The 25819-nt window shown below is 74.9% G+C and carries 25 protein-coding genes; 9 read left to right on the forward strand and 16 right to left on the reverse strand.

The annotated features are described in order from the left end of the window. Positions 1-3: 3 nt before the first annotated feature. Complete coding sequence (locus SCA03_RS25935; protein ID WP_030882949.1) at positions 4-765, reverse strand: phosphoglyceromutase; 762 nt, start codon at positions 763-765, stop codon at positions 4-6. 323 nt (positions 766-1088) lie between these two features. Here SCA03_RS25935 and SCA03_RS25940 point away from each other — a divergent pair, with 323 nt between their 5' ends. Continuing rightward, the gene (locus SCA03_RS25940) at positions 1089-2462 is read left to right on the forward strand and encodes an MDR family MFS transporter (protein ID WP_170298010.1); all 1374 of its coding nucleotides are present in this window, start codon (positions 1089-1091) and stop codon (positions 2460-2462) included. On the opposite strand, the gene SCA03_RS25945 is transcribed toward SCA03_RS25940, so the two are convergent. Then, the gene (locus SCA03_RS25945; RefSeq protein ID WP_086818305.1) at positions 2415-2618 is read right to left on the reverse strand and encodes a DUF397 domain-containing protein; all 204 of its coding nucleotides are present in this window, start codon (positions 2616-2618) and stop codon (positions 2415-2417) included. The two genes, SCA03_RS25940 and SCA03_RS25945, sit on opposite strands and share 48 nt — an antisense overlap. A gap of 139 nt (positions 2619-2757) precedes the next feature. After that, on the reverse strand, positions 2758-3639 hold the full coding sequence (locus tag SCA03_RS25950; protein WP_141275691.1) for a class I SAM-dependent methyltransferase: 882 nt from the start codon (positions 3637-3639) through the stop codon (positions 2758-2760). A gap of 128 nt (positions 3640-3767) precedes the next feature. Between SCA03_RS25950 and SCA03_RS25955 the strand changes: the two genes are divergently transcribed. Then, positions 3768-4367 carry a TetR family transcriptional regulator gene (locus tag SCA03_RS25955; protein WP_086818495.1) on the forward strand — a complete coding sequence of 200 codons (600 nt, stop codon included), beginning with the start codon at positions 3768-3770 and terminating at the stop codon, positions 4365-4367. 119 nt (positions 4368-4486) lie between these two features. Here SCA03_RS25955 and SCA03_RS25960 read toward each other — a convergent pair whose 3' ends face one another. Continuing rightward, a complete protein-coding gene (locus SCA03_RS25960; RefSeq protein WP_170223855.1) occupies positions 4487-5419 on the reverse strand; it encodes a DMT family transporter in 933 nt (310 codons plus the stop codon). Between SCA03_RS25960 and SCA03_RS25965 the strand changes: the two genes are divergently transcribed. Continuing rightward, on the forward strand, positions 5418-6833 hold the full coding sequence (locus tag SCA03_RS25965; protein WP_086816091.1) for an aminotransferase-like domain-containing protein: 1416 nt from the start codon (positions 5418-5420) through the stop codon (positions 6831-6833). The two genes, SCA03_RS25960 and SCA03_RS25965, sit on opposite strands and share 2 nt — an antisense overlap. A gap of 57 nt (positions 6834-6890) precedes the next feature. On the opposite strand, the gene SCA03_RS25970 is transcribed toward SCA03_RS25965, so the two are convergent. Both SCA03_RS25970 and SCA03_RS25975 read right to left on the reverse strand, forming a co-directional pair. Then, entirely contained in the window at positions 6891-7085 is a 195-nt protein-coding gene (locus SCA03_RS25970) for a DUF397 domain-containing protein (protein ID WP_078873340.1), read from the reverse strand. Beyond that, entirely contained in the window at positions 7082-7957 is an 876-nt protein-coding gene (locus SCA03_RS25975) for a helix-turn-helix domain-containing protein (RefSeq protein ID WP_030886694.1), read from the reverse strand. Before SCA03_RS25975 ends, SCA03_RS25970 begins: the two co-directional genes overlap by 4 nt. A 208-nt stretch (positions 7958-8165) precedes the next feature. Here SCA03_RS25975 and SCA03_RS25980 point away from each other — a divergent pair, with 208 nt between their 5' ends. Next, positions 8166-8555 (forward strand): ATP-binding protein, encoded by a 390-nt coding sequence (locus tag SCA03_RS25980; protein WP_086816089.1) that lies wholly within the window; start codon positions 8166-8168, stop codon positions 8553-8555. A gap of 82 nt (positions 8556-8637) precedes the next feature. Here SCA03_RS25980 and SCA03_RS25985 read toward each other — a convergent pair whose 3' ends face one another. Together SCA03_RS25985 and mshA are read right to left on the reverse strand one after the other, a co-directional pair. Continuing rightward, positions 8638-9135: a type III secretion system chaperone family protein gene (locus tag SCA03_RS25985; RefSeq protein ID WP_086816087.1), complete on the reverse strand. Its 498-nt coding sequence runs from the start codon at positions 9133-9135 to the stop codon at positions 8638-8640. Then, positions 9128-10459 carry a D-inositol-3-phosphate glycosyltransferase gene (gene mshA / locus SCA03_RS25990; RefSeq protein ID WP_051846066.1) on the reverse strand — a complete coding sequence of 444 codons (1332 nt, stop codon included), beginning with the start codon at positions 10457-10459 and terminating at the stop codon, positions 9128-9130. The genes SCA03_RS25985 and mshA overlap by 8 nt, the downstream gene beginning before the upstream one ends. A gap of 628 nt (positions 10460-11087) precedes the next feature. On the opposite strand from mshA, the gene SCA03_RS25995 reads away from it, so the two are divergent. Next, on the forward strand, positions 11088-11903 hold the full coding sequence (locus SCA03_RS25995) for a methylase (protein WP_030882975.1): 816 nt from the start codon (positions 11088-11090) through the stop codon (positions 11901-11903). A 316-nt stretch (positions 11904-12219) separates the two neighbouring features. Here the strand turns inward: SCA03_RS25995 and SCA03_RS26000 are convergent, their stop codons facing one another. From SCA03_RS26000 to SCA03_RS26010, 3 genes are all read right to left on the reverse strand, one after another. Further along, on the reverse strand, positions 12220-13635 hold the full coding sequence (locus SCA03_RS26000; RefSeq protein ID WP_086816085.1) for a carbohydrate-binding protein: 1416 nt from the start codon (positions 13633-13635) through the stop codon (positions 12220-12222). Between the two features lie 116 nt (positions 13636-13751). Beyond that, positions 13752-14795: a LysR family transcriptional regulator gene (locus SCA03_RS26005; RefSeq protein WP_086816083.1), complete on the reverse strand. Its 1044-nt coding sequence runs from the start codon at positions 14793-14795 to the stop codon at positions 13752-13754. Positions 14796-14917: 122 nt separating this feature from the next. Further along, the gene (locus SCA03_RS26010) at positions 14918-16591 is read right to left on the reverse strand and encodes a DUF5685 family protein (RefSeq protein ID WP_086816081.1); all 1674 of its coding nucleotides are present in this window, start codon (positions 16589-16591) and stop codon (positions 14918-14920) included. Between the two features lie 326 nt (positions 16592-16917). Here SCA03_RS26010 and SCA03_RS36480 point away from each other — a divergent pair, with 326 nt between their 5' ends. Together SCA03_RS36480 and SCA03_RS26020 are read left to right on the forward strand one after the other, a co-directional pair. After that, a complete protein-coding gene (locus SCA03_RS36480) occupies positions 16918-17487 on the forward strand; it encodes a PadR family transcriptional regulator (RefSeq protein WP_187767688.1) in 570 nt (189 codons plus the stop codon). A 23-nt stretch (positions 17488-17510) separates the two neighbouring features. Continuing rightward, entirely contained in the window at positions 17511-18704 is a 1194-nt protein-coding gene (locus tag SCA03_RS26020; protein WP_141275692.1) for a tripartite tricarboxylate transporter TctB family protein, read from the forward strand. A 69-nt stretch (positions 18705-18773) separates the two neighbouring features. Here the strand turns inward: SCA03_RS26020 and SCA03_RS26025 are convergent, their stop codons facing one another. Then, positions 18774-20438, reverse strand: a complete 1665-nt coding sequence (locus tag SCA03_RS26025) for an MFS transporter (protein WP_086816077.1) — start codon at positions 20436-20438, stop codon at positions 18774-18776. Between the two features lie 333 nt (positions 20439-20771). Here SCA03_RS26025 and SCA03_RS26030 point away from each other — a divergent pair, with 333 nt between their 5' ends. Then, positions 20772-21476, forward strand: a complete 705-nt coding sequence (locus tag SCA03_RS26030; RefSeq protein WP_086816075.1) for a TetR/AcrR family transcriptional regulator — start codon at positions 20772-20774, stop codon at positions 21474-21476. 49 nt (positions 21477-21525) lie between these two features. Here SCA03_RS26030 and SCA03_RS26035 read toward each other — a convergent pair whose 3' ends face one another. Together SCA03_RS26035 and SCA03_RS26040 are read right to left on the reverse strand one after the other, a co-directional pair. Then, positions 21526-21897, reverse strand: a complete 372-nt coding sequence (locus SCA03_RS26035) for a YbjQ family protein (protein WP_030882999.1) — start codon at positions 21895-21897, stop codon at positions 21526-21528. A 244-nt stretch (positions 21898-22141) separates the two neighbouring features. Further along, positions 22142-22507 (reverse strand): antibiotic biosynthesis monooxygenase family protein, encoded by a 366-nt coding sequence (locus SCA03_RS26040; RefSeq protein ID WP_030886670.1) that lies wholly within the window; start codon positions 22505-22507, stop codon positions 22142-22144. A gap of 195 nt (positions 22508-22702) precedes the next feature. Here SCA03_RS26040 and SCA03_RS36865 point away from each other — a divergent pair, with 195 nt between their 5' ends. After that, positions 22703-22828: a hypothetical protein gene (locus tag SCA03_RS36865; RefSeq protein ID WP_267883227.1), complete on the forward strand. Its 126-nt coding sequence runs from the start codon at positions 22703-22705 to the stop codon at positions 22826-22828. Positions 22829-22963: 135 nt separating this feature from the next. Here SCA03_RS36865 and SCA03_RS26045 read toward each other — a convergent pair whose 3' ends face one another. Continuing rightward, complete coding sequence (locus tag SCA03_RS26045; RefSeq protein ID WP_078873346.1) at positions 22964-24022, reverse strand: cation diffusion facilitator family transporter; 1059 nt, start codon at positions 24020-24022, stop codon at positions 22964-22966. A gap of 303 nt (positions 24023-24325) precedes the next feature. Next, the coding region (locus SCA03_RS26050) for a glycerol-3-phosphate dehydrogenase/oxidase (RefSeq protein ID WP_141275693.1) at positions 24326-25819 on the reverse strand (1494 nt) is incomplete at its 5' end.

The following is a 25819-nucleotide window of genomic DNA, read 5'->3' on the forward strand; positions in this document are numbered from 1 at the left end:
GGGTTACTTCTTCTTGCCCTGGTTGGCGACTGCCTCGATGGCTGCCTTGGCGGCCTCCGGGTCGAGGTAGGTGCCGCCCTTGTTGACCGGGTGGAAGTCGGCGTCCAGGTCGTAGACGAGCGGGATGCCGGTGGGGATGTTGAGGCCGGAGATGTCGGCGTCGGAGATGCCGTCCAGGTGCTTGACCAGGGCGCGCAGGGAGTTGCCGTGGGCGGCGACCAGGACCGTGCGGCCGGCCAGCAGGTCCGGGATGATCCCGTCGAACCAGTACGGGAGCATGCGCTGGACGACGTCCTTGAGGCACTCGGTGCGGGGGCGCAGCTCGCTGGGGACGCCGGCGTAGCGCGGGTCGTCGCTCTGGGAGAACTCCGAGCCGTCCGGCAGCTCCGGCGGCGGGGTGTCGTAGGAGCGGCGCCAGAGCATGAACTGCTCCTCGCCGAACTCCTCGCGGATCTGCGCCTTGTCCTTGCCCTGGAGGGCGCCGTAGTGGCGCTCGTTGAGCCGCCAGGAGCGGTGGACGGGGATCCACAGCCGGTCGGCCGCCTCCAGGGCGAGCTGCGCCGTGCGAATGGCGCGCTTCTGCACCGAGGTGTGCAGCACGTCCGGGAGCAGGCCGGCCTCCTTGAGCAGCTCGCCGCCGCGGACCGCCTCCTTCTCGCCCTTCTCGGTGAGGTTGACGTCCACCCAGCCGGTGAACAGGTTCTTCGCGTTCCACTCGCTCTCGCCGTGGCGGAGCAGGATGAGCTTGTACGGTGCGTCGGCCATGCTTCCGAGCGTACTGCGTACGGTCGTGGGGGCTGTCGCGGCCACCGGCTGTGGCTCACGGACGCGTACGGCTGTCGCTCACCGACGCGCGCGGCTCGTGAGCCCGTGAGCTTGGGAGCCCGTGGGCCCGCGAGCCCGTGGGGCTGTGAACTTTGAACCTGTGAGCCCTGGGTCCGTGACCCGGTGCAGGTGTGCGAGGCGCCGGGGCGTCGGCGCGGGCGGCCGGAACCTCGCGGTCGCGGTCAATTCGCTGGCACTCCGTTCGCCCGGACGGGTAACTTGCGCTCGTCGGAGAGCCTCTTACACCTCCGGGGGGAGCAGCAATGGTCGGTGGGTCCGTCGGCAGGTCCGCCGGTGCGCTGGCGCGCGGTGTCTCGGAGAGCGTCGGCGGGCTGCCCCGCGCCTTCTGGTGGCTGTGGACGAGCACGCTCATCAACCGCCTCGGCTCCTTCGTGACGACGTTCCTCGCGCTCTACCTCACGGTCGACCGCGGCTACTCCGCCTCGTACGCCGGGCTGGTGGGCTCGCTGTACGGGGCGGGCGGCGTGGTGGCCTCGATCGGCGGCGGGGTGCTGACCGACCGGCTCGGCAGGCGGCCCACGCTGCTGCTGTCACAGCTGTCGACGGCCGCGTCCGTGGCGGCGCTCAGCCTGGTGACGCATCCGGTGGCGATCGCCGCCGTCGCGGGCGTGGTCGGGATGGCGACGAACGCGTCCCGGCCGGCCGTGCAGGCGATGATCGCCGACATCGTCGCCCCGCAGGACCGCGTCCGCGCGCTGGCGCTCAACTTCTGGGCGGTGAACCTCGGTTTCGCCGTCTCCTCGGCGGCGGCCGGCTTCATCGCGCAGTTCAGCTACCACGTGCTGTTCTTCTCCGAGGCGGCGATGGTGCTGGTCTGTGCGATCGTCGTGTTCGTCAAGCTGCCGGAGTCCCGGCCCGAGCGTCCCGCGCCCGGGCGCCCGGACGCGCGGCGGCGGCCGGAGGACGCCGACGAGCGGCCCGTCTCGCTGGGGACGGTGCTGCGCGACGGCCGGTTCATGGCGGTCGTCGGGCTGAGCCTGCTGGTGGCCGTGCTCATCCAGCAGGCGTTCGTCGCGATGCCCATCACCATGGGTGAACAGGGCTTCTCCAGCTCGGACTTCGGGACGGCCATCGCGGTCAACGGGCTGCTGATCGTGCTGATCCAGCTGCCGGTGACCCGCTTCGTGGAACGGCGCGATCCGCTCCGTGCGCTGGTCTGCTCCTCGGTGCTGATCGGCGCCGGCTTCGGCCTCAACGCCTTCGCCGGCTCCGTCCCGTTCTTCGCGTTCGCCGTGGTGGTGTGGACCGTCGGCGAAGTGATCAACACCCCGACGCAGATGGGGCTCGTGGTGCGGCTCTCGCCCGTCCACGGACGCGGGCGCTACCAGGGCATGTTCAGCATGTCCTGGGCGGCGGCGAACCTGGCGGCGCCGCTCGTCGCCGGCTGGATCATCGACCGGTTCGGCTCCGCGACGCTCTGGTCGGCCAGCGCGGTACTCGGCGCCGTCGCCGCCACCGGCTACGCCCTGCTGCGCCGTGCGACGGGCGACGCCCTCAGCGCACCCACGGCCCGCGGCCTCCCGGACGGCGCCGCACGCGCCGCCGCCGACCCGGGCCCGGCCCAGGACTCACCCGCGCTGCACACCGCCGACGAAGGCCGCCCGAGCACCAGTTGAGAACCCGAGCGTCCCCCGCCCCCGATCCTTGCCGTCACGCACGCAAACCGCACCCACGACAGACACGAGCCCCGGGGCCCACTCGACGCACTGACCGCCGGCTGAGTCGCTGTAGCTCGACCTGACCCACGCTGTCGCGCGCTGCTGCTCGAACATGCTCGCCCCTTCCGATGCAGAGAGGATCCGCTGGCTCGTCCGGCCCCGGTGGTCACCTGCTCACAAGTGGCCCGAACACCGCACGCGTTCGCGGCCGTGCACCTGTTCCTGTACGGGCGTCTCCCCTGGCACCTTCCGCTTACACGCCTGTCCGGTGGGTCGTGAGGGCTGTGGTGGTGTACGGGATCGGGAAGGGGTCGGGTAGGGGGTCGAGGGCGGTGGTGGCCTCGGTGCGGGCCTCTGCCATGAGGTGTGGGGGGAGTCGGGTGAAGAGGCCGAAGGTGGGCATCTGGTCCAGCCAGGCGGTCTTGGTGCAGGACATCTCCCAGGTGAAGGCGAGCCGTTGGGGTTCGTCGAATCCGCCGGCGTTCCTGATGCCGTCGGCGGCCCGGTCGAGGTGGGCCCGGGACGCCTCGGCTGCGGGCTTCGTCAGTGCCGCACGGGTGTCGAACGGGGCCTCGGGGAGCAGGCGTTCGCAGAGCGCGGCCACCGCCTCGGCGAGCGGTGCGGGGAGTTGGAAGGCGTGCCAGAACGGGGCGAGCAGGCCGCCGGGCCGCAGGACGTGCGCGGCGTGCCGGGCGCCGGCGACGGGGTCGATCCAGTGCCAGGCCGTGCCGGCGACGACGGCGTCGAAGGTGCGGCCGTCCGGGTCCCAGTCCTCGAAGCGGGCCACGTCGACGGGGAGGTCCGACCGCCGCGCCCGCTCGGCCATGCGTGCGTCGGGCTCGACGCCGTGCACACGGCAGCCCGCGGCGCGGAACTGCCGGGCCGCGATGCCGGTGCCGCAGCCGACGTCGAGCACGTCGGGTCCGGGGCTCGCCTCGATCAGGGCGGCCACCAGCGCTTCGGGGTAGGGCGGGCGGGTCCGGTCGTAGCGGTCGGCGTCCGCGCCGAACGACTCGGCGACGGTTCTGACCTGCGCGGATCCGGTCGGTGTCGGCTGTTCCCCGCCGGGTGCCGGTACGTCGTGACGGGACTCGGGCACGGCGGGGCCCGGGGCCCCGGAAGGTAGAGTGGGCATGCGGCCACTATGAGTGGGCGCGTGCCCACTCGTCAACGGACGGCGCGGACGACCGCCACCCGTCGCCGCCGTCCCGGCCCGCCGGAGGCCCGGCGCGGCCGGCAGCACACCGGAAGGGAGACGGCGCCATGCCGACCGGGGTAGCCCTGCGCGACGCCCGCCAACAGCTCTTCGCCGCCGCCGAACGCGTCCTGCTCAGGGACGGGGCGAACGCGCTCACCAGCCGCTCCGTCACCACCGAGGCGGGCTGCGCCAAGGGCGTACTGCACCGGCACTTCGCCGACTTCGACGCCTTCCTCACCGAACTCGTGCTGGACCGCGTCGAGATGATCGAGCGGGAGGGCGAGGCGCTGCGTGGCTCCGCCGGCTCCGGCGAGATCACCGACCGTGTCACCGACGCGCTCACGGAGCTGTTCGGCTCGGTGGCCGTGGCGATCGTCGGCCTCGTCACGGCCCGCGACGCGCTGCGCGCCCGGCTGCGGGAGGCCACCGGCGGGACGGGCGTGCCGCTCCTGACCCAGGCGGCGGCCGCGCTCGCCGCCTACCTCACCGCCGAACGCGAACTCGGCCGCCTCGCCCCGGACTCCGACGTCGACACCCTCGCCCTGACCCTGATCGGCAGCGGGCACCTGCTGTTCGCCGGGCGGGACGGGGGTCCGCCGCCGCGTGCGGAGGTCGAGCGGGTCGTGGCGGGTGCCCTGGGCGGGGCCGTGCGCCGGCCGGCGTGACGGACCCGTCCCCTTCGCATCCCCTTCGGCTCCCCTTCGAAGCCCCCTCGACGCCCCCTCGACGCCCCTCGAAGCTCGCCCCGGTTCTCCGGCACCCCGGCCGCCCGGCGCCCGGGCCGCTACCGCCTGCCGCCGCCGAGCCGGGTGCGGACGGCGCCCGCCGCGCTGGCGAGTACGGCGAGGCCGCCGAGGGCGAGCGGCCAGGTGAGCCGTTCGTTCAGGAACAGCGCGGCCCAGGCGAGGCCGAGGACGGGCTGGGCGAGCTGTATCTGGGAGACCTGGGAGATGGGGCCGAGGGCGAGGCCGCGGTACCAGGCGAAGTAGCCGAGGAACATGCTGACCACGGCGAGATAGCCGAAGGCGGCCCATTCGGTGGGGGTTCCGGTGGGCGGGTGCCCGGCCACGGCGTAACCGGTGAGGGCGGTCATCGGCGGGGCGGCGAGCACGAGGGCCCAGGAGATGGTCTGCCAGGCGCCGAGTTCGCGGGCGAGGAGTCCGCCTTCCGCGTAGCCGATCCCGGCGGCGGCGACGGCGCCGAGCAGCAGCAGATCGGACCAGTGCAGTCCGCCGAGGCCGCCGCCCTGGAGCGCGGCGAAGCCGAGCGTGACGACGGCGCCGACGGCGGCCATGCACCAGAAGGACCTCGGCGGGCGTTCGTGGCCGCGGAGCACGGCGGCGACCGCGGTGACGGCGGGCAGCAGGGCGATCACGACGGCGCTGTGCCCGGCCGAGGCGGTGGTGAGCGCGAAGGAGGTGAGCACGGGGAAGCCGACGACGACGCCCCCGGCGACGACCCCGAGCCGGGCCCACTGGATACCGCGGGGCAGCCGCTGCCTGGTGCACACCAGGGCGAGGGCGGCGAGGACGGCGGCGACCACGGCCCGGCCGCAGCCGGCGAACAGCGGGGTCATACCGGAGTCCGCGACGGCGACGCGGGTGAACGGCACGGTGAACGAGAACGAGGTGACGCCGAGGAGGCCCCACCACAGGCCCGCGCGGGAGGGCGATAGCACCGAGGGGTTGTCGACAGTAGCGCTACTGTTGTTCGTCATGAACAACAGTAGCAGCGTGGACCGGCTCGTCTCCGGGCTCCAGGAGTGGCTGGCGACGGCGCTACCGGGCGCGAAACTGCCGGCCACCCGGGCGCTGGTGGCGCAGTACGGGGCGAGCCCGGTCACGGTGCAGAAGGCGCTGCGGGTCCTCGCCGCACAGGGGAAGGTCGAGAGCCGGCCCGGCGTGGGCACCTTCGTCCGGGCCGAGCGCACCGCACGCGCGCCCGACCACGGGTGGCAGACGGCGGCGCTCGGTACGCCCCGGCACCGCTCCCGGCAGCTGTCGGCCGCGCTGCGGACCGTCCCGAACGAGGTGATCGCGCTGCACGCCGGCTACCCGGACCGCGAACTGTTGCCCGAGCGCCTGGTCCGGGCCGCGTTCGCCCGCGCCGCCCGCGGTGACGCCGCCGTCGGACGGCCCCCGGCCGCCGGACTGCCCGAACTCCAGGCGTGGTTCGCGACGGAGCTGGGCGACGCGATGCCGCCGGGGCTCGCACCGCCGGCACCGAACGACGTCGTCGTCTTCCCCGGCAGCCAGAGCGGGTTGAGCACCGTCTTCCGCGCCCTGGTCGGCGCGGGCCGCCCGCTGGTCGTGGAGTCGCCGACCTACTGGGGCGCGATCCTCGCCGCCGAGCAGGTGGGGGTGCGGCTCGTGCCGGTGCCCAGCGGCCCGGCCGGACCCGATCCGGACGAGCTGGCACGCGCCGTCGAGCAGAGCGGCGCCCGGGCGTTCTACGCACAGCCGAACTTCGCCAACCCGACCGGCGCCCGGTGGCCGGACCGGTCCGCCGAGCGGGTGCTCGACCTCGTCCGCGCACACGGCGCCTTCCTCATCGAGGACGACTGGGCACACGACTTCGGCATCTCCGCCACACCGTTCCCGCTGGCCGCCCGGGACGACAGCGGGCACGTCGTCCATCTGCGCTCGCTGACCAAGAGCGTCTCCCCCGCCGTGCGGGTCGCCGGGGTCGTCGCGCGCGGCCCGGCCCGCGCCCGGATCCTGGCCGCCGCCCAGGCCGAGTCCCTGTACGTCAGCGGGCTCCTCCAGGCCGTCGCGCTGGACGTCGTCACCCAGCCCGCCTGGCGCACCCATCTGCGCGGCCTGCGCCGGCAGCTCGCCGCCCGCCGGGACCTCCTCGTCGACGCGCTGCGCGCCCACGCGCCGGGCGCACAGCTGGACGCCGTGCCGGAGGGCGGGCTGAACCTGTGGGTGCGGCTGCCGGACACCACCGACCTGGACCGGCTCGTCCAGGACTGCGAGACGGAGGGCGTGGTCGTCGCGCCCGGCACCGAGTGGTTCCCCGCCGAACCCGCCGGGGCCCATCTGCGCCTCAACTACTCGGGCCCCGGCCCCGGCGCCTTCCCCGAGGGCGCCCGCGCACTCGGCCGGGCCCTCGCGCGGCAGCCGGGGTAGCGATGCGGTCCCGCCGGCCCGGAACGTCGAGGCCCTCACCCCGGCCGACGCACCGCCTCAGCTCTTCAGCCCCCGCGTGAACGCCTGCCATGCGACGGAGCCGAAGTAGGCGGTGCCGCCCCGCGGTTGCTTGCTGTCCCGTACGGCGCGGCCTCCGGCTCGGGTCTGTGCGACCTCTACGCATTCGTTCGAATCGCCTCCCCCCGAGTAGGACGACTTGCGGAATGCCGTGGTGGTTCCTCTGCTTCTCATGTCGGTTCGTCCTCCCTGGGGAGCTGTTCCAGCAGGTCCCGGATGAACTGGCGGGTCCGCTCCGGTGTCAACGCGGTGGAGCGCAGCGCGTCGAAGCTGTGCGCGTAGGGGGCCGTCAGGTGTTCGTCCTCCAGGACCACGCTCTCCTCGTGGGTGTCCTGCACCACCGCGGAAGCTGCCCAGTCGCCGTCGAAAGCGAGCATGACGAAGGGCGGGGACCTGGTGGCTGAGGCCCACTCGCCCAGCGGGAGAACCTGGAGGCTGACCAGCGGCTGCTGTTCGAACCACAGGAGGTCGTGCAGCTGGGCACGGTGTGTTTCCGTGTCCGCGACGTTCGAGGTGAGCGCCGGTTCCCAGATCACCGCTGCGAGGCGCGCTCCCGACTCCAGGAACTTCCTGCGGCGCTCCTGCCGGATGCTGACGAGGCGCTCGATACGCTCCTCGTCCTTGTGCGCCCGCTTCGCGGTGGCGAGTGCGCGCGTGTACTCCGCTGTTTGCAGAAGCCCGGGCAGCAGTGCCGTCTGCCACGTGCGGATGAAGGTGGCGTCCTCTTCCAGAGCCAGGTAGTCGCCCAACTTGCCCGGCACGGGCACCGGGTGGTCGAGCCACCAGCCGCGTTTGCCGGCGGCGCGTGCGACCCGCTCCAACTGGTCCCGCGTGCGCCGGTCTTCCACCTCGTACAGGTCCAGCAGATAGCGGACCTCCGCGACGCGAGCACTGTTCATCCCCGATTCGATACGGCTGATCTTCGCGGTGGAACAGCCAAGCGCTTCGGCCGCGTGCTCCTGGTCCAACTTCGCTGCCAGCCGGTAGTGCCGCAGGGCTGCTCCGAGCCGCCTCCCGCGCATGGTGGGCTTCCGGTCAGAAGGCATGTGACCTCCCCTTCGTACTGCTGCAAGTCTGCACGTGCGCTGGGTGGTTGAGGACAGCGCCCCAGACCCTCCGAGGGCTGGCAAGTTTGCCAGAGCTTTCACTTGCCGAGGCTCGACGGTTGCCCGTACCGTGAATGGCGTCACACCTGGTGCTCGAACCAGCGCAGACGGTGACACTTCGCATCCCCAACTCGCCCCAGGAGGACGTATGTCCGGGCGCCCCTGCACGGTCAGGTTCCGTATCGGTAAGGCGGCTGTGCCGCAGGCGAGGGCGTATGTGGTGCGGATACTGGGGGAGTGGCGGCTCGGGCAGGTGAGCGAGCCGGCGGCGCTGGTCACCAGCGAGTTGGTGACGAACGCGATCGTCCACGCGCGCGGCATCGGTGAATACATCGAGCTGGGCCTGGCCCGTCGGAAACGCGCACTGCTGCTGGAGGTGTCCGACTCCTACAGCTGGGCCCAGCCCGAACTGCGCAAGCCCGGGCCGGAGGAAACCCACGGCAGGGGCCTGCTGCTGGTCGACGCGCTGAGCGAGGCGTGGGGCGTACGGGAGCGCGAGGGCGCGGGCAAGACGGTGTGGGTGCGGCTCACACTCTGACCACCGAGCCGACAGCGGCAGGCGCGATCGCCGGGGGCGGGCCCGCGCCCCCGCGAGGGCGTCGGGCCCGCCCGCGCCGGGCTCAGTCCTGCCGCTCGGTGAGGTGGGTGAAGGCGTCCAGGTTGCGGGTGGACTCGCCGCGGGAGGTGCGCCAGGCGTACTCGCGGCGGATCGCGCCGGCGAAGCCCATCTGCAGCAGGGTGTTGAAGGGGCCGTCGGCGTTCTCCAGGACGCTGCCGAGGAGCCGGTCGGTCTCCTCGGGGGTGACGGCGGCGAGCGGGAGCCGGCCGGCCAGATAGATGTCGCCGTGGCTGTCGAGCGCGTAACCCAGGCCGTAGATACGCGTGTTGCGCTCCAGCAGCCAGCGGTGCACGGCCGCGTGGTTCTCGTCCGGGCAGCGGACGACGAAGGCGTTCACCGACAGCGAGTGCGCGCCGACGACGAGGGAGCAGGTGGTCGCCAGCTTGCGTGTGCCCGGCAGTGTGACGACGTAGGAGCCCTCGGCGGGGCTCTCCCACTCCAGCTCGGCGTCCCGCAGCGTCTGTTCGATCACCGCACGCGCGGTGGCCTGGTCACCCATGGGGCGATCGTAGGCGACGGCGGCGTTCGTGCAGGGCCTCGGTGTAGACGTCGGCGGTGGCCGCGGCGGCGGCGCCCCAGCCGAAGCCGCGGGCGTGCCGGGCGGCCTCGGCGCCGAGCCGCCCGGCCAGCGCCGGGTCCGTCGTGAAGCGGCGCAGCGCCCGCGCGTACTCGGCCGGGTCGTGCCCGTCGATCAGATAGCCGCTGACGCCGTCGCGGACGACGACGGGCAGCCCGCCGACGGAGGCGGCGACGACGGGCGTCCCGCACGCCTGCGCCTCCGCAGCGACCAGCCCGAAGGACTCGCTGTAGGAGGGCATCACCAGGACGGAGGCCGCCCGGTACCAGTCGGCGAGCTGCTCCTGGCCGACCGGCGGACGGAACAGCACCATGTCCGCTATGCCGAGCTCGGCCGCGAGCTTGTGCAGCCCCTCCGGTTTGGCCAGCCCGCTGCCGCTCGGCCCGCCGACCACCGGGACGACCATGCGACGGCGCAGCGACGGGTCCTCGTCGACGAGCAGCGCGGCCGCCCGCAGCAGCACATCGGGCGCCTTGAGCGGCTGGATGCGGCCGGCGAACAGCGGGATCACCGCGTCCCGCGGCAGGCCGAGCCGGGCGCGGGCCGCCGCCCGGCCGTCGCCCGGCCGGAACCGGCCCAGGTTGACGCCGGGGTGGACCACCGCCGTCCGCTCGGCCGGCGCCTCGTAGTGCCGGACCAGCTCGCCGGCCTCCTCGACGGTGTTGGCGATCAGCCGGTCGGCCGCGCCGACGATCTGCGTCTCGCCGATGACCCGCGCGGCCGGCTCGGGGGTGTCGCCCGCGGCGAGCGCGGCGTTCTTCACCTTCGCCATCGTGTGCATCGCGTGCACCAGCGGGACGCCCCAGCGCTGCGAGGCGAGCCAGCCGACGTGGCCGGAGAGCCAGTAGTGCGAGTGGACGAGGTCGTAGTAGCCGGGCCGGTGCCGGGCCCACACCTGCATCACCCCGTGGGTGAAGGCACACAGCTGGGCCGGCAGCTCCTCCTTGGACAGCCCCTCGTAGGGGCCGGCGTCGATGTGCCGCACCAGCACGCCGGGCGCCAGCTCCACCGCCGGGGCCAGGGTGCCGTTCGTGGCCCGGGTGAAGATCTCCACCTCCACGCCCTGCTCAGCCAGCTGCCGGGCCAGCTCGACGATGTAGACGTTCATGCCGCCCGCGTCGCCGGTGCCCGGCTGGTGCAGCGGGGAGGTGTGCACGCTGAGCATCGCCACCCGGCGCGGGCGGCGCGGGCCGGGCAGCCGCAACAGCGACTGCTTGCCCTTCGCCTGCTGCCGCACGGCCCTCACCTGCTGCTTGACCTGCTCGACCGGTCCGACCTGCGCACCCTGCTTGCTCTGCCTGCCGGGCCTGCCCTGTTTGTCCTGCTTGTTCGGCCTGCCCTGCTTGCCGGTCTTGAACTGCTCGATCTGGTTGATCCGCTCGATCTGCTGGTTCTGCCCCGGCTGCCCGGGGCGCCCGGGCTGCTGGAGCTGCTCGATCCGCTCGGTCCGGTTCACCTGCTGCGGTGGACCGAACGGGGGCGACGGCTCTCCGGGATCCGTCGCCGTCGTGGAACGGCCGGCGTCCGCCGGCTCCCTCCGCCCGTGCCCTTGACCGATCCGGGACGCGTCATGGCTCACGGTGCCGATGCCTCCTCCGGTACGGAACGGGGCGTGGACCGGCCCTTACGGCGTCAACAGCGGAGGGGTTGCCTCCCCTTCCCGTTCCGCTCCCCACTTTGCCGAATCGTGACCGGAACCGCTCCCGGAGCGCCCGTACCGCCGGTGGAGAGCCCGCGCCGGAAGCCGCCCCCTCGGCAGGAAGCGCCTCCGCCGCCCCGCACGACGCCCACACGACGGCCCGCACGACGGCCCGCACGACGGCCCGCACGACGGCCCCGGACCGGCCGCATCCGGACGGACATACCCTCGAAGCATGCCCACCCGTGTTCCCCCCTCGTCCCGGCCGGTGGGGACGGTCACGCGCGGGACGACGAACCCGAACCGGCTGCGCCGCATGGACCGCTGGATCGCCGCCGTCCACGCCTCCGCGCTCCGCCGCAGCCTGCACCCGCCGACCGCCGTCGATCTCGGCTACGGAGCCGCGCCCTGGACCGTCGTCGAACTGTGGCAGCGGCTGCGTGCCGTACGCCCCGACGTGCGGGTGCACGGCGTCGAGATCGATCCGGTGCGGGTCGCCGCCGCCCTCCCGTACGCCCGCGAGGGCCTGGACTTCCGGCGCGGCGGCTTCGAACTGCCGGTGCCCGGCGACGCCGGTGCGAGCCTGATCCGCGCCGCGAACGTGCTCCGCCAGTACGACGAGGCACAGGTGGGCCCCGCGTGGGAACGGCTGTGCGCCCGGCTCGCCCCGGACGGGCTGCTCGTCGAGGGCACCTGCGACGAGGTCGGACGCCGCCACGTATGGGTCGCGCTCGGCCCCGAAGGCCCCCGCACGGTGACCTTCGCCGCCCGCCTCGGCACCCTCGCCACCCCCTCCGACCTGGCCGAACGCCTGCCCAAGGCGCTGATACACCGCAACGTGCCGGGCGAGCCCGTGCACGCCTTCCTCCGCGACTTCGACCGCGCCTGGGCCGCCGCCGCGCCCTACGGCGCCCTCGGCGCCCGGCAGCGCTGGATCCGGGCCGCCGCCGCCCTCGCCCCGCACTGGCCGCTGACCGACGGACCGCGCCGCTGGCGCCAGGGCGAACTCACCGTCCGCTGGGAGGCGCTGGCCCCGCGCGGCCTGCCGTGACGGCGCCCGCTGCGGCGGGGAGCGGACCGCGGGGAGGGGACGGCGGCGAGCGGACGGCGGCGAGTGGACGGCGGCGGGCGGGCCGCCGCCGCGGACCCGGCCCCCGGAGGTGGGGAGGCCCGGGGACCGGGTCGGTCGGTGGCAGCGGGGCCGTCCCGGCCGGAACGCGGCGAACGGCGACCAGCCGCACGGGAGTTGGGCGCGGGCGGCGGGTGCCGGGGAACACCCGGGCCCCGGCCCGGAGGGACGCGCGGCCTCCGGGCCGGGGAAGGTGTCCACCGTCCTCACACGGAGGGGTGGAAGCGTGGGACCGGCGTCAGGCGCGGGTCCACAGCGAGGGGGTGTCGGCCGGGTTCCAGCCGGGCTGGGCGGTGTGCGCCTGGATGCACCGGTAGGACTGTCCGCCGTAGGTGACCTCGTCACCGACCTGGTACGCCTTGCCCGCCGCCCAGGTGCCGATCTCCCCCGGCGGGTCGGTCTCGCCACCGTTGCCGCTGGTCACGAGGGTCAGCCCGTACGCCTGGAGGGCGGGGTTCACCGGCTGGAAGAACGTCGTACCGCCCTGCGAGCAGTTGCCGGAGCCGCCCGAGGTCACGCCCTGTGCCTGGCTGCCGGAGATGAACGAGCCGCCGGAGTCGCCGGGTTCGGCGCACACGGTGGTCCGCGTGACGCCGGAGACGGTGCCCTGCGGGTAGGTGACGCTGGTGCCGCGCTGCTGGACGGTGCCGCAGTGCCAGCCGGTCGTCGAACCGGAGCGGCACACCGACGAGCCCTCGACGGCCTCGGTGGAGCCGGCGACCGTCACGTCGCCGTTCCCGTAGCCGTTGACGGCCGGGCGCGGCGTCCAGTTGCCGTTGGTCGCGACCCACGCGTAGTCGCGGCCGGGGAAGGTGGAGCCCTGGAAACTGCCCTGCGCCTGCTGGTTGTAGCCGCTGGTGGTGGTGCCGGGCGTGCCGCAGTGCCCGGCCGTCACGAAGCCGGCCTGGCCGCCGCCGCGGGTGACGGGGAAGCCGATGGAGCAGCGCCCGCTGCCGTTCATGTAGTACGCGTCGCCGCCGCGCAGATCCGCGAGCGGCTTCGGTGCGGCGTCGGAGTGCCGCACCGTCACCTGTGACCTCTCGACGCCGGCCCGGTCGAGCAGGGCACGGGCGTGCTGCGCCGCGGCGGCCTCCACGACCACCCGGTTGTGTGCGACGTCGACGTACCACACGTGCACGCCGCGCGGTGTGCGGTCCGCGGCGGCCTCGTCCAGCGCCGTGCGGACGCCGTCGAGCTGCTTCAGGCTCCGGTCGACGACGCGTGCGGTGGCGCCCGCGGCCTCGATGGCCGCCGTGCGCCGCGCGTCCGTCGTCGCCACCGTGAGCCGCTCGGCGGTGCGGCCGGAGACATGGGCGCCGGCGTAGCTGTCACCGAGCCGCTCGCGCAGCCGCTCGGCGGTGGCGGCGGCGTCCGCCTCGTTGCCGAGCCGCTCGGTGGCCTGGGCGCGGCTGAGCCCCAGGTCGGTGCGCATGGCCTGCAACAGCCCCGGCGAGAGGGCGCGTTCGGCGGCGGCCGTGCCCCGGCCGTCGGTCGGGCCGTCGGCCGGGCCGGCAGCGGCCTGCCCGGTGAGGCCGGTCAGGACGAGCGTGCCGGTGGCGAGGACGGCCGCGGCGGCGACGCCCGCGCGCCGGAAGGGGGAGCGGGGTCTGTGGCGTACGGAACTCTTCGCGGAACTCTTCAAGGAGTCGTTCATCGAGTTCTCCTCGGGGGGGGTGTGCTGCCCCCGGGACGGGTCCGGGGGCGGACTGCCGTCACCGTAGGCGGCCCGGGCCGCGTCCCGTACCTCCCAACTCGCCCCCTGCCACGGCGTTATGGAACACGCGCATCCGGATGTGCCCGGTACCACCGCGCGCAGCTCGGACTCGCCGCGACCGCCTCCGCGTGCACGGCGCGCGCGTGCGCGAGCACGGCGGCGGCCGTGTCGTCCGCCGAGGGCACCACGCCCTCGGCCGTCCGTCCGGCGCCGGACGCCGGGCCGTCCCGGTCCGCCGCCGGGAGCTCACGGGCCGCGGGGCGGTGGCCCAGCAGATGGCGCCACATCAGCGGCGTCCCGGCCAGTGGCACGGTGACCAGGCCGGGCATCGGCGGGAACGTCGCCCGGCACAGCCCGACGGCCCGGCCGACCTGCACCAGATGCACACACGAGGCCGTGTCCGTCTCGTACACCGGCTCGGGCGCGAACCCCACCCGCAGACAGGCAGCGGCGAAACACTCGCCGAAGCAGCCGTCCCCCGGGACCGTCGCCCACCGCTCCCCGGCCAGCTCGCCCAGCTCCACCTCGGCGCGGCCGGCCAGCGGATGGGCCTCGCCCAGCATCACGAACACCGGGTCGTCGGCGAGCACACGCCACACCAGCCGGTCCTCCTCGGGCGGCCGGCTCCGCCCGCACACCCCCGTCAGCACGTAGTCGATCCGCCCGTCCGCCAGCATCAGCGCCAGCTCCTGCGTCGACCAGGACGTGGACGTGGTCACCTGCGCCTTCGGGTAGGCGTCGGCCAGCCGGTCCACCAGCCCGCCCAGTAACGGGCCGTGCGTCCCGCCCAGCCGGAACCGGGACGGCCGCACGCCCGCCGCACCGGCCCCGCAGCGGCTGAACCGCCGTGCCTCCTCCTGGAGTTCGGCGACCGCCGGCACCAGCACCCGCGCCCGCTCCAGCACCAGCTCGCCCAGCTCCGTGGGCCGCACACCGTGCCGCCCCCGCAGGAACAGCTCACCGCCGAGCGCGCGCTCCATCCGCTTCAACTGCGCACTGAGCGCGGGCTGTGCCAGCCCCAGCCCGACCGCCGCCCGTGTCAGGCTCCCCGCCTCGTCGATGGCCCGGATGACCTTCAGGTGCCGCAGCTCCAGTTCCATGCGGCACAGCTTGAGCCGCGCCCTCCCCACCGACAAGACATCGTGCGACGTTCAACCGCCCCTGGGCACGGGCTCGTCGACTGCTGTGGTGTGCGGGACTTCTGGTGCCCCGAGCGGCCGGGTCAGCAGTCGCAGCCGCAGTCGCAGCAGTCGCAGTCGCAGCAACCGCAGTCGCAGTTGCAGCAGTCACAGCAGTCGCAGGCGTCCCGGCAGCAGCCCTCGCGCTTCTTGCGGGACCACGGGCCCTCGTACTCGCCCGAGCAGCACATCTGCCCCGTGCAGCACAGCCCCGTGGCGACGGCGCAGCCGGTGAAGAAGCCCCGCGGCTGCTTCGGCGGGCGGGGGTGCGGCGCGCCGCCGGAGCCGTCCCCGTGCGGGCCGTTCCCCTGCGGGCCGGGGTCGTGCGGGCCCTGACCGTCACCGCCGGGGCCCCAGCCGCCGGAGCCCCAGCCGCCGGAACCGCCGCCCGGGTCGCCGCCGTGGCCACCGCCGCCGGGCGGCACGGTTCCGGTGCCCTGCGGCGGCGCGCCGTAAGGCCCCTGCGGTCCGCCGTACGGATTGCCGTAAGGCCCCCCGGCGGGGCTGCCGTTGGGCCCTCCGTACGGGTTGCCGTAGGGATCCCCGGCCGGGCTGCCGTAGGGATCCCCGGCCGGGTTGCCGTACGGCGGGCTCGGGTTGCCGTACGGCGGGTTCGGAGTGCCGTAAGGGCCGTGGGGAGAGCCGGGGGCCGGGCCCTGTGGTGGCTGCGGGCCGTACGGGTTCTGCGGAGTGTTGAGGGCCGGGCTGTACGGGCCGACGGCCGGTGCGGAAGCGCGAGCCGACGCCGAGGCGGGAGCCGGTGCGGGGGCGGAACGGGGCAGTCCGCCGGTGGCCGGGGGCCGTGCACCCGCCGGTGCGCCGCCGTCCGCCGGTCCGTGGTGCCGGGAGCACGCCGCGCCCGGCCGCGTCCCGAAGGCACGGTGCACCGCCTGCGGCAACTCGTGCACGAGCAGCGTGTGCGCGAGCGCCGCGTCGGTGAACTCGACCTCGCGCAGGGCGCGTCGTATCCCCTCCAGCGCGTCGTCGCACAGCCTGCGCGCCTCGCCGGTGCCGGTGCCGGTCGCGGTGAGCGGGTTCCAGGCGCCCCGGGCGGCGTCCTCGGCGCGGTCCTCGACGGCGTCGAGGAGGTGCGCCAGCCGGCCGAAGAGGCGGCCCGCCTCGGCCAGGGGCCCGGCGTTGCCCGGGCGTCCGGCGAGTTCGGCGGTGTAGGCGAAGGCGGCTGCGGTCGCGGTCTCGGTGGGCTCCGTCAGTTCGGTCAGCGGGGTGCCGGGACCGGCGCGCCGCTCGACCTCGGGCTGCCGCTCGACGGCGTCGACGAGGACGCCGGTGTCGAACCCGAGCCCCGCGCCGGTCCGTGCGCCCGCACGGTCCCAGCCGGCCGCGATCCGGCGTGCCGCGGCGGCGACCGGCCGGCGGCGCAACAGGCCGTCCCGGTCGGCGACATGGTCGCGGACCTTGGCCGAGGCGAGCACCAGCGAGACGGAGGCGGCCAGCCGCGCGCCCTCGCCCCGTGCGACGGAGGCGGTCCGCATACCGCGCAGCGGGCACGGCCCCGCCGTGCGGCGCCGCACCGCGCCGCGCGGGCTCTGCGCGTCCGTCAGCACCGAGACGATCAGCCCGTCGTAGTTGGTGACCAGGCGCGCCAACTGCCCGTGCTCACCGCGCAGCGCGAGACACAGCCCGCACAGGTGCGCCATCCATTCCGCCCTGAGACCGCCCGCCAGCCGATGGCTGCACGGCCTGACCATTCCGAACATCCGCTGTCCCCCGTACGTACCGCGTCGTCGTCCGCGCCCCGCCCGGCCGCGCGGCGGCCCGTGTCCGCCGCGCCCGGCGCGGAGCGGCTGTGATCGTACCCACGCCCCGACGGCCCGCAGGGCCCGCGCCCGCCCACCGGAACAGCGCGCGCGGGCCACGTCCTCAACCCCCGTCGGCGCACGGCCGGTTGGCCCCTCGCTCGGTCCCTCCCGGCCATTCCCCCCTTGACTTCCCCACTAGTTCGGGATTCAGAATAGTGGGCGAGCGCGAACAGTCGCCGGGCGGTCCTGCCGTACCGGCCGGGACGGAAGGAGAGCGGCGGACCATGGCGGACACCAACCCGGCATGGGTACGGGCGGCCCTCCCGCTGTGTCTGCTCGGCGCACTGCGGCACGAGGAGAGCTACGGCTACGCACTCCTCCAGCAACTGGCCGCCGCGGGCCTGGAGTCCGTCAAGCCCGCGACGCTGTACCCGGCGCTGACCCGGCTCGCCGAGGAAGGCGCGGTGGAGGTCAACTGGCGTGCGGGCGAGGGCGGTCCGGGCCGCAAGTGCTACCGCATCACCCCGGCCGGCCTGGACCGGCTGGAAGCGGAGTGGGCGGCCTGGCGGGGCTTCGGCGCCGCCGTCTCGCGCCTGGTGGCCGCGGACACGGCGCCTCCACCGGCCTCCGACGGCACGGCCGGGAGCGACAGGACGGGCGAGGCCGACGGGGGCGGCGACACCGACCGGGCCGCTCGATCTGCTCGATCCGATCGGTCCGACCGGGCAGGCGGAGCCGGAGAAGACGGCGCGGCGGGCGCAGGTGCGGCCGCGGGAGACGGCGCGGACGGCGCTGGCGGCGCGGGCGACAGGGCCGTCGCCGCCGGCGCGTCCGGCACCGGGCCCGGCACCTGAGCGGGCGGCCGTACGACGGGCCCGTGCCGGCCGGTGGACCGCACCGGCCGGTGGACGACGACGAGGGGGAGCACGGCACAGTGACGCGGAAACAGCACACCAAAGAGCGGGAGCCCGCACGGCGGTCGGCCGAGGAGGACGGGACGGCGCAGCGGACCGATCCGCGGGGGCGTACCGCGCGGGAGACGTCCGAGCCGGCGTGGCCGCGGCCCGAGGACGGCCAGTGGGCGGCCGGATTCCGGCTGCGGCTGCTCCTGCGGCACGATCCGCCGGACGGCCTGGACGACCAGGTACTGGCCGAGGTGCACGAGGCCGTCACCGACTCGGGCCGCAGCGCACACGAACTCTTCGGCGATCCCGGGGACTTCGCCGCGCAGATCGCCGCCGAACGGATCGGCGACGCACACCGCGGCCGCCGCGACATGGAAGGGCTCACGCCCGGCCAGGTGTTCCTCGGCGCCCTGACCGTCCTGGGCGCGCTCGGGGTGTTCTTCGCGCTGCGCGGCTGGTTCACCGGCGGGCTGTGGCTCACGGTGGAGTGGCCGGGGCTCGTCGGCGTCGGGCTGATCGGCTGCGCGGCGCTCCTGGTGGGCGCGGCCTTCGCACTGCGGACGGCCGGCCGCCCGCGCGGCATGTGGACGGCGCTCGGCGGGGCCGTCGCGACGGTGGCCCTCACCGGCCTCGCCGTCTCCGCCCTCCCGGACGGACCGCTGTTCCGGGTGCCCGCACCCGCCGTCGCGGTCCTCGCCGCGCTGGCCGTCGTCGCCGGCTGGCGGCTGCCGGAGGAGCCGGTGAGCCGCTGGTTCACCGGCCGGGAGGCGGCGCAGGAGGACGACGAGGTCTGGCTGCGCCGGCTGGAGGGGACGCTGCGGGGCGCGCACGGCATGGACCGCGCGCGGGCGCGGGCACACGCGGACGAGGTGCGCGCCCATCTGGCCGCCGCTCCCGGGGCGGGCGCCCGTGCGCAGTTCGGCCCCGCACCGGTGTACGCGCTGCGACTGGCCGACGGCCCCGGCGCCGCACGCCGCTCCGCACGCCGCAAGCTGCGCGCCGATCTGCTGTGCGTGCCCCTCGTGGCCGTCGCCCTGTGGGACGTGCTCGACGACCCCGACCCGGGCTCCCCGACCACCTGGCTCCTGCCGGCGGCTGCCCTCCTGTGGGCCTGGTCGCTGTGGACCCGGCTCCGCCGCGAACCCCGGCGCAGCGGACGCGGCTGAGCCGCGGGGAGGCCGCCGGCCGCCGTCAGGCCGCGGGAGCCCGACGGCGGCCGGCCCCGAGCGTCCGGCTCAGGGGACGCGGGAGACCGCGGCGTCCTCCGGGGAGCTCCCCTGGGCGCCGGGGTCTTCGGAACCCCCGGCCGGGCGGGAGGAGTCGAGGCCGTCCGCCGCACCGCGGGCGCGCCGCCGCCCCGGCAGGATGAGCAGCACCAGCACGGTGCCGACCCCCATGACGATGCCGCCGACGAGGCTGGTGTGCGCGACGGAGTCGGCGAAGGCACGGTGCGCGGCCCCGGCCAGCTGCCGCGCGGCCTCGGCGCCGCCCTGCGGGGTCGCGGCGATCTTCTCGGCCACGGCGAGCGCCCCGCCCACGGAGTCCTTGGCGGTCTCCACCGCCTCGGGCGGCAGCCGGCGCCCGGCGTCGCCCAGCGCCCCGCCGAGGTTGTCCCGGTACCCGGTGGCGAGGACGGAGCCGAGGACGGCGATGCCGAGGGAGCCGCCCAGCTCCAGGGCCGTGTCGTTGAGCCCGCCGCCGACGCCCAGCTCCCGCTCCGGGAAGTGCCCCATGATCGTGTCGGTGCACGGCGAGACGCTGAGCCCGATGGCGAAGCCGAGCAGCAGGAACGGCACGAGGAAGTCGCCGTATCCGGAGCCCTCGTCGATCCGGACGAGCAGCAGCACACCCACCGTCCCGAGCGCCATCCCGGCGGTCACCATGCTCTTCATGCCCAGCCGCGGGGTGAGCAGGCCCGTCAGCGCGGCCCCGACGAAGACCGCACCGGCCAGCGGCAGCAGCCGGACACCGGTCTCCAACGGGCCGTAGCCGAGGACGAACTGGAGGTGCTGGGTGGCGTAGTAGATGGCGCCGAAGGTGCCGAGGAAGAACATCAGCACGGCCAGCATCGACCCGCTGAACGAACGCTGGGCGAACATCCGCACGTTCACGATCGGGTGCGGGTGCCGCAGCTCCCACAGGACGAAGAGCACCAGGCCCACGCCCGCGACGACGGCCCCGGCCACCGGCCCGGCGCCCCAGCCGAAGTGCGGGCCCTCGATGATCGCGTACACCAGCGAGCCGACGGTGACGATGGACAGCAGCCCGCCCACCAGGTCGAGCCGCCCCATGCCCGTGGCCTTGGACGGCGGGACGAGGAAGAGCGCCGCGACGAACGCGACGACCGCCACGGGCACATTGATCAGGAACGTCGAGCCCCAGGCGTGGCTCTCCAGCAGCCAGCCGGCCACCAGCGGGCCGACCGCGATGGCCAGTCCGGACGTCGCCGTCCACGCGGTGATCGCCCGGGCGCGCTCGGCGCGGGGGAAGGACGCCACGAGCAGCGAGAGGGTGGCCGGCATGATCAGCGCCGCGCCCACGCCCATCACGGCACGGGCCGCGATCACCAGCTCGGGGCTGTCCACCAGGCTGCCCATCACCGAGCCGCCGGCGAAGACCGCCAGCCCGGCCAGGAGGCCGCCGCGCCGGCTGTACTTGTCGCCCACGGCGCCGAGGATCAGCATCAGCGCCGCGTAGGGGACGGTGTAGCCGTCGATCACCCACTGGAGCTGGCTGCTGTCCAGGCCCAGGTCCTTGGTCATGTCGGGCGCCGCCACGATGAGCGAGGTGTTCGCCATCACGACGATCAGCAGGCTCAGGCACAGCACGAGCAGGGCCCACCAGCGCCGTGGATACGGCCCCTTCATCCGGTCGACGGGTGTGGTGGCGAGCAGTGGCATCCGTGGTCCTCGAATCCTGTGATGGCGGGAAAAACCCGAACAAGGCTTCCCTTTACTTGCACACTGCTGTGCAGATTAGGCTTCTTGCACACTGCTGTGCAAATAAGCGTCCGTGCCGGGCCCGGACACCTCCCGGCACCCGGCCCCGCCGCCACCGGGGAGAATCGGACGACCGGCCCCGGAAGGCCCGCCCCGCGGCGGGAGGCCGTCGCGGGACACGGCACGGCAGAACCGCCGGGCGCACCGGAGAACCACCGGGTGCGCCCGCGAGGAACGGAAGAGACGACAGGCGAGGGCCCGCCGGACGGACGGCGCGGCTCCGGGAGAAGGCCCATGACACAGTCCGCCCGCCCCGCCCCGCAGCGGAGCCACGCGCGGTCCAACCGCGCCCGCATCCTGGAGGCGGCCCGCCGGGAACTGAGCGCCCAGCCGGACGTCTCACTCGACGAGATCGCCCGCGCGGCCGGCGTCGTCCGCCGCACCCTCTACGGCCACTTCCCCGGCCGCACCGCGCTGCTCGAAGCGCTCGGCGACGAGGCGTCGGAGGCGCTGAGCCGGGCGATCGAGGCGGCCCGGAACCCCGCGGACGGCCCGGAGGAGGCCCTCGCCCGGTTCCAGCTGGAGATCTGGCGGGTCGGCGACCGCTACCGCATGCTGCTCACCCTCGCCCGCCGGGACCTGGGCGACGAACGCCTCGACAGGCTGATGCTGCCCGCCACCCGCTACGCGACCGGACTGCTGGAGCGGGGCCAGCGCGCCGGGGTCTTCCACGACCGGCTGCCCGCGCCCGTCCTGGCCTCGGCTCAGGCCGCGCTCTGTCTGTCCCTGATGGAGAGCATCAACGCAGGCCAGTGGGACGACGACGGCGGCGAGGCCGCGGTGGCCGCCCTCATCGCCGCCGGCGTCCCGCCCGAGCGGGCCGCCGGAACCGTCCGCACGGTCCGCGGCACCACCTCCGGCCCCGACTCCGGTCCCGGCCCTGGCTCCGGCTCCGGCTCCGGCTCCGGCGAGACAGAAACGGGCCCCGCCGGGCGGTGAGCAGGCCCGGCGGGGCCACACGGAACAGGCGGCGGAAACCGCGGGCGGCTCAGCCGCGCGGCGGCCCGAGAACGACCGCGGTGCCGTAGGCGCACACCTCGGTACCGATGTCCTCGGCCTGGCTCACCTCGTACCGCATGGCCAGCACGGCATCGGCCCCCCGCTCCCTGGCCTGGTCGATGAGGCGCTCCACGGCCTGCTGCCGGGTCTCGGCCAGCGTCTTGGTCAGCCCCCGCAGCTCACCACCGAACACCGACTTGATCCCCGCGCCGATCTGGCTGCCCAGGTTCCGGGAGCGCACGGTGAGCCCGAAGATCTCCCCGATGACCCGCTGGACCTCCCGCCCCGGCACCTCGTTCGTCGTCACCACCAGGATGTCGTCCCGGCCGGTCTGTCCCCCACCGAATTCGTCGGTGCTCATGCTCTGGCGTCCTTCCGCTGCTGGCGTCCGGCGACGGCACTCCGCCACCGGCACGAACGGCCGGCCGCACGCTGCCCGCGCCGCCCCGTCCGTGCGCTCCACCGTAGGAAGCCCGCCTCCCCCCGCGCATCGGACACCCGGCCGGACAGCCGCATCCGACCGGCCACCCTTCCCCCGCCTTCCGGACGACGCCGACCCGTCGCCCGGCAGCCCGTCACCCGGCACCTCCTCGGCAGCGGGGCCTTCAGCCGGCGGCGGGCCCCTCCGCCGGTCCGGGCCCGACCTCGCGGACGACCCGGTAGGTGGGGGCCCCGCTCATCCGCGGTTCCGCCGTACCGGAGAGCCCCTCCAGCGCCTGCCGGATGGCGGCCATCCGGCCCTCGGTGTCGGACGTCTCGACGAAGTTCCGGTAGTCGGCCTCGCTCGCCCAGTGCACGATGTTGTAGACGCGCGTGCCGTCCGTGCTCACATGGAACCGCGCCGACCGGTAGCCGGGGTACCAGCGCACCCAGCGCTCCTGGATCCGCGCGAACGCCTCCACCAACTCCGCCTGCGTCGCCGGGCCGTCGACCGTGTAGTCGATGACCGAGTAGAAACCGTCGTCACCCATGCCGTCCTCCCGCGTCGGGCGGTCGTCCCGCCGTGCGCCGGAATCCTGCAAGCTGAACCACACTTCAAGTCAACCGGCCGTCCATCACACCGCTCACGGGCACACCGAGTCTCAGCATCCCGCGATGCCAGGCGGAACCTTCCGTCGAACAGTTGCGTCTGACAAGGAAAGACCTCGAAAAGAGAGAAGGATCCGGTGGGCGAGTTCGTAGTGGGGACATTCTCGTGGGTCGCCCGTGGCGTCGGCGCCGCCCTCGACTACCTCAACCTGCGCTCCGGCGTCGGCACCCTCACCGGAAACCTCCGCACACGCCGCAAGTAGGGCGGAGCCCCCTGACGCCCGGCCGGCGAGGCCAACGGGGAAAGGGGCGAAGCCCCATACCGGAGGCGAAGCCCCGGATTCGAAACCCGGCCAAAACAGCGGGAAGGCCGCAAGACGCCGGGAAGCGGGGCAGCCTCAGTGTGTGTGCGGCCCCCGCCCGTGCACGGGCCCGTGCCCGTGCCGAGCCGGCCCCCCGGACTCCGGCCCCGGGCCGACGATCCGGTGCAACCGGTCCCGCCCGTCGTCCTCCCCGAGATGATCGACCTGCAACGTGGTGTGCCCGATCCCGTACCCCTCCCGCAACAGCCGCTCCAGCCCCCGCCGAATGTCGTGACAGTCACTGCCGGGGTCGACGAGCACATGCGCGGAGAGCGCGGGCTGCCCTGAGGTGATCTCCCACAGGTGCAGATCGTGCACCTCGGCCACGTGGTCCTGCGCCACCATCTGGTCGCCGACCGCGTCGGGGTCGGTGCCGGGCGGCGCCGCCTCCAGGACGATACGGCCCGCGTCACGCACCAGCCCCGCCCCGGCCCTGACCATCAGGACGACGACGAGCAGTGAGGCGAGGGCGTCGGCCCGGGCGAAGCCCGTCGTCAGCACGATCACCCCGGCGACGGCGGTGCCGATGAACGCGTACAGGTCGTTGAGGATGTGCTGGAAGGCGCCTTCGACGTTGAGCGAGGTGCGGTCCGCGCGGGACACACACCAGGTGGCGGCCAGGTTGACGACGATGCCGACCGCTGCCGTCACCACCACGAACACCCCCTCCACGGCGGGCGGTTGGACCAGTCTGCGCACCGCCTCGTAGCAGAGCCACGCGGCGAGCAGCAGCAGCGTGAGCCCGTTGGCCTGCGCGGAGAGGACCTCGGCGCGTTTGAGCCCGTAGGTGTAGCCCCCGCGTGCGGGCCGGGCCGCGAGCCGCATCGCCACCAGCGCGAGGGCGAGCGCGGCGGCGTCGGTCAGCATGTGCGCGGCGTCGGCGAGCAGCGCCAGCGAGCCGGAGAGCAGGCCGACGACGACCTCGGCGGCCATGAAGCAGACGATCAGCGCCAGCGCGAGCACCAGCCACCGGCGGTCGGCTCCCTCCCCCGCACCGTGCCGGTGCGCGCCCGGGGCCCGTCCCCCGGAAGAACCGTCGCCGGGCGTACCGCCCCGCGGGGTTCCGCCGGGCCGTTCGGGGGTGTGGCCGCTCATCGCCGGGGCCTTCCTGTCGCGCACGGGGAGTCGGCCCAGGCTGCACCGCCGACCGCCGAGGCCCCCGGCAACGACGCGTGCCACGGGAGTGACGACGCCGCGGGCACACCGTCGGGACACGGCGCACGAAGGCCCAGCCACCAGAGGCAGACCGGGCTCAACCGGCAGCGCGCGGCAGACGGAGGCGCGGTCGGCACAGGTGCAACAGGCCGGGGCTCAACCGGCAGGGCGACGGCGGACGGAGGCGGCGTGGGCAGGGGGCGGACAGCCGGGGGAGGGAGAGGCTCTCCCGGCGACCACCGTTCAGGCCGAGTCCAGGGCCTCCCGGGCCGCCCCGAACGCCCGCTCCCGATCCCCCGGCACGAGCCCGATCCGCGTCCGCCGGTCGAGCAGATCGGCGACGTCGAGCGCCCCCTCGTGCCGTACGGCGAACCGCAGTTCGGCGGGTGTGACCCCGGCGGCGACCGGTTCCAGCAGGGCGGGATCGCCGTCGGCCGCGTCGAGCACGGCCGCGGCTTCGCTGCCGTACCGGGCCCGCAGCCGCGCGGGCACGGGCCGGTCGTCCCGGACCGGCACGGCACCGACGAGCGGCAGGGCACGGGTGCGGCAGGGCCCGGCGGTGAGTCCGGCGCGGGCGACGGCGGCGTCGACGGCGTCCTCGGCCATCACGCGGTACGCCGTGAGTTTGCCGCCGACGGCCGTGATCACCCCGTCCGGTGAGGTGAGGACCGCGTGCCGGCGGGAGAGGTCGGCGCTGCGCCCGGTGCCGGTGTCCTCCAGCAGCGGCCGCAGTCCGGCGAAGGCGCCGAGGACGTCGGCGCGGCCCAGCGGGGTGGCGAGGGCGCGGGAGAGGGTGGCGAGGAGGAAGTCGATGTCCTCGGCGGGGGGTTCGGGAACGTCGGGGACGGAGTCGACGGGTTCGTCGGTCAGCCCCGCGTAGACGCGGCCGTCGCCCTGCGGCAGCGCGAAGACGAAGCGGTTGTTCTCGCCCGGCACGGGCACGGTGAGGGCCGCCCGCGGTGTGCCCAGGCGGGCGGCGGACAGCACGACGTGGGTGCCCCGGCTGGGCCGCAGCCGCACGCCGGGCACGAGGGTGTCGGCCCAGACGCCGGTGGCGTTGACGACGGCGCGGGCCCGTATCCCGAGGGTCGTGCCGGTGAGTTCGTCGCGGAGTTCGGCGCCGTCCCCGGCCAGCCGGACGGCCCCGCACCGGGTGAGGACGTGGGCGCCGTGTGCGGCGGCGGTGCGGGCGAGGGCCGTCACCAGGCGGGCGTCGTCGGTGAGTTGGCCGTCGTAGGAGAGCTGGGCGCCGCGCAGTCCGGCGGGCCGCAGCTCCGGCACGAGCGCGCGGGCGAGGGCGGCGGGGATGCCGCGGGAGGCGGGCAGGGTGCGGGCGCCGACCCGGGCGCCGACCCGCAGGGCGTCCCCGGCGAGGAAGCCGGCGCGGGTCCAGGCGGCCTGCGGGCGGGAGACCTCGCGGTGCAGCGGCAGCACCATGGGCAGGGCGCGGACGAGGTGGGGCGCGGTGCGGCTCATCAGAATGCCGCGTTCGCGCGCGGATTCGAAGGCGATGCCCACGTCGCCGCTCGCGAGGTAGCGCAGTCCGCCGTGTGCGAGCTTGGAGCTCCAGCGGCTGGTGCCGAAGGCGAGGTCGTGCCGGTCGGCGAGGACGACGTCGAGCCCGCGTGCGGCGGCGTCCAACGCGATGCCGGCGCCGGTGACCCCGGCCCCGACGACGAGGAGGTCGACGACGGGGCCGTCCGCGAGCCGTTCCAGGGAGCGGGTGCGGCGGGGGGG

Source organism: Streptomyces cacaoi (assembly GCF_006539165.1).
GTDB classification, from domain to species: domain Bacteria; phylum Actinomycetota; class Actinomycetes; order Streptomycetales; family Streptomycetaceae; genus Streptomyces; species Streptomyces cacaoi.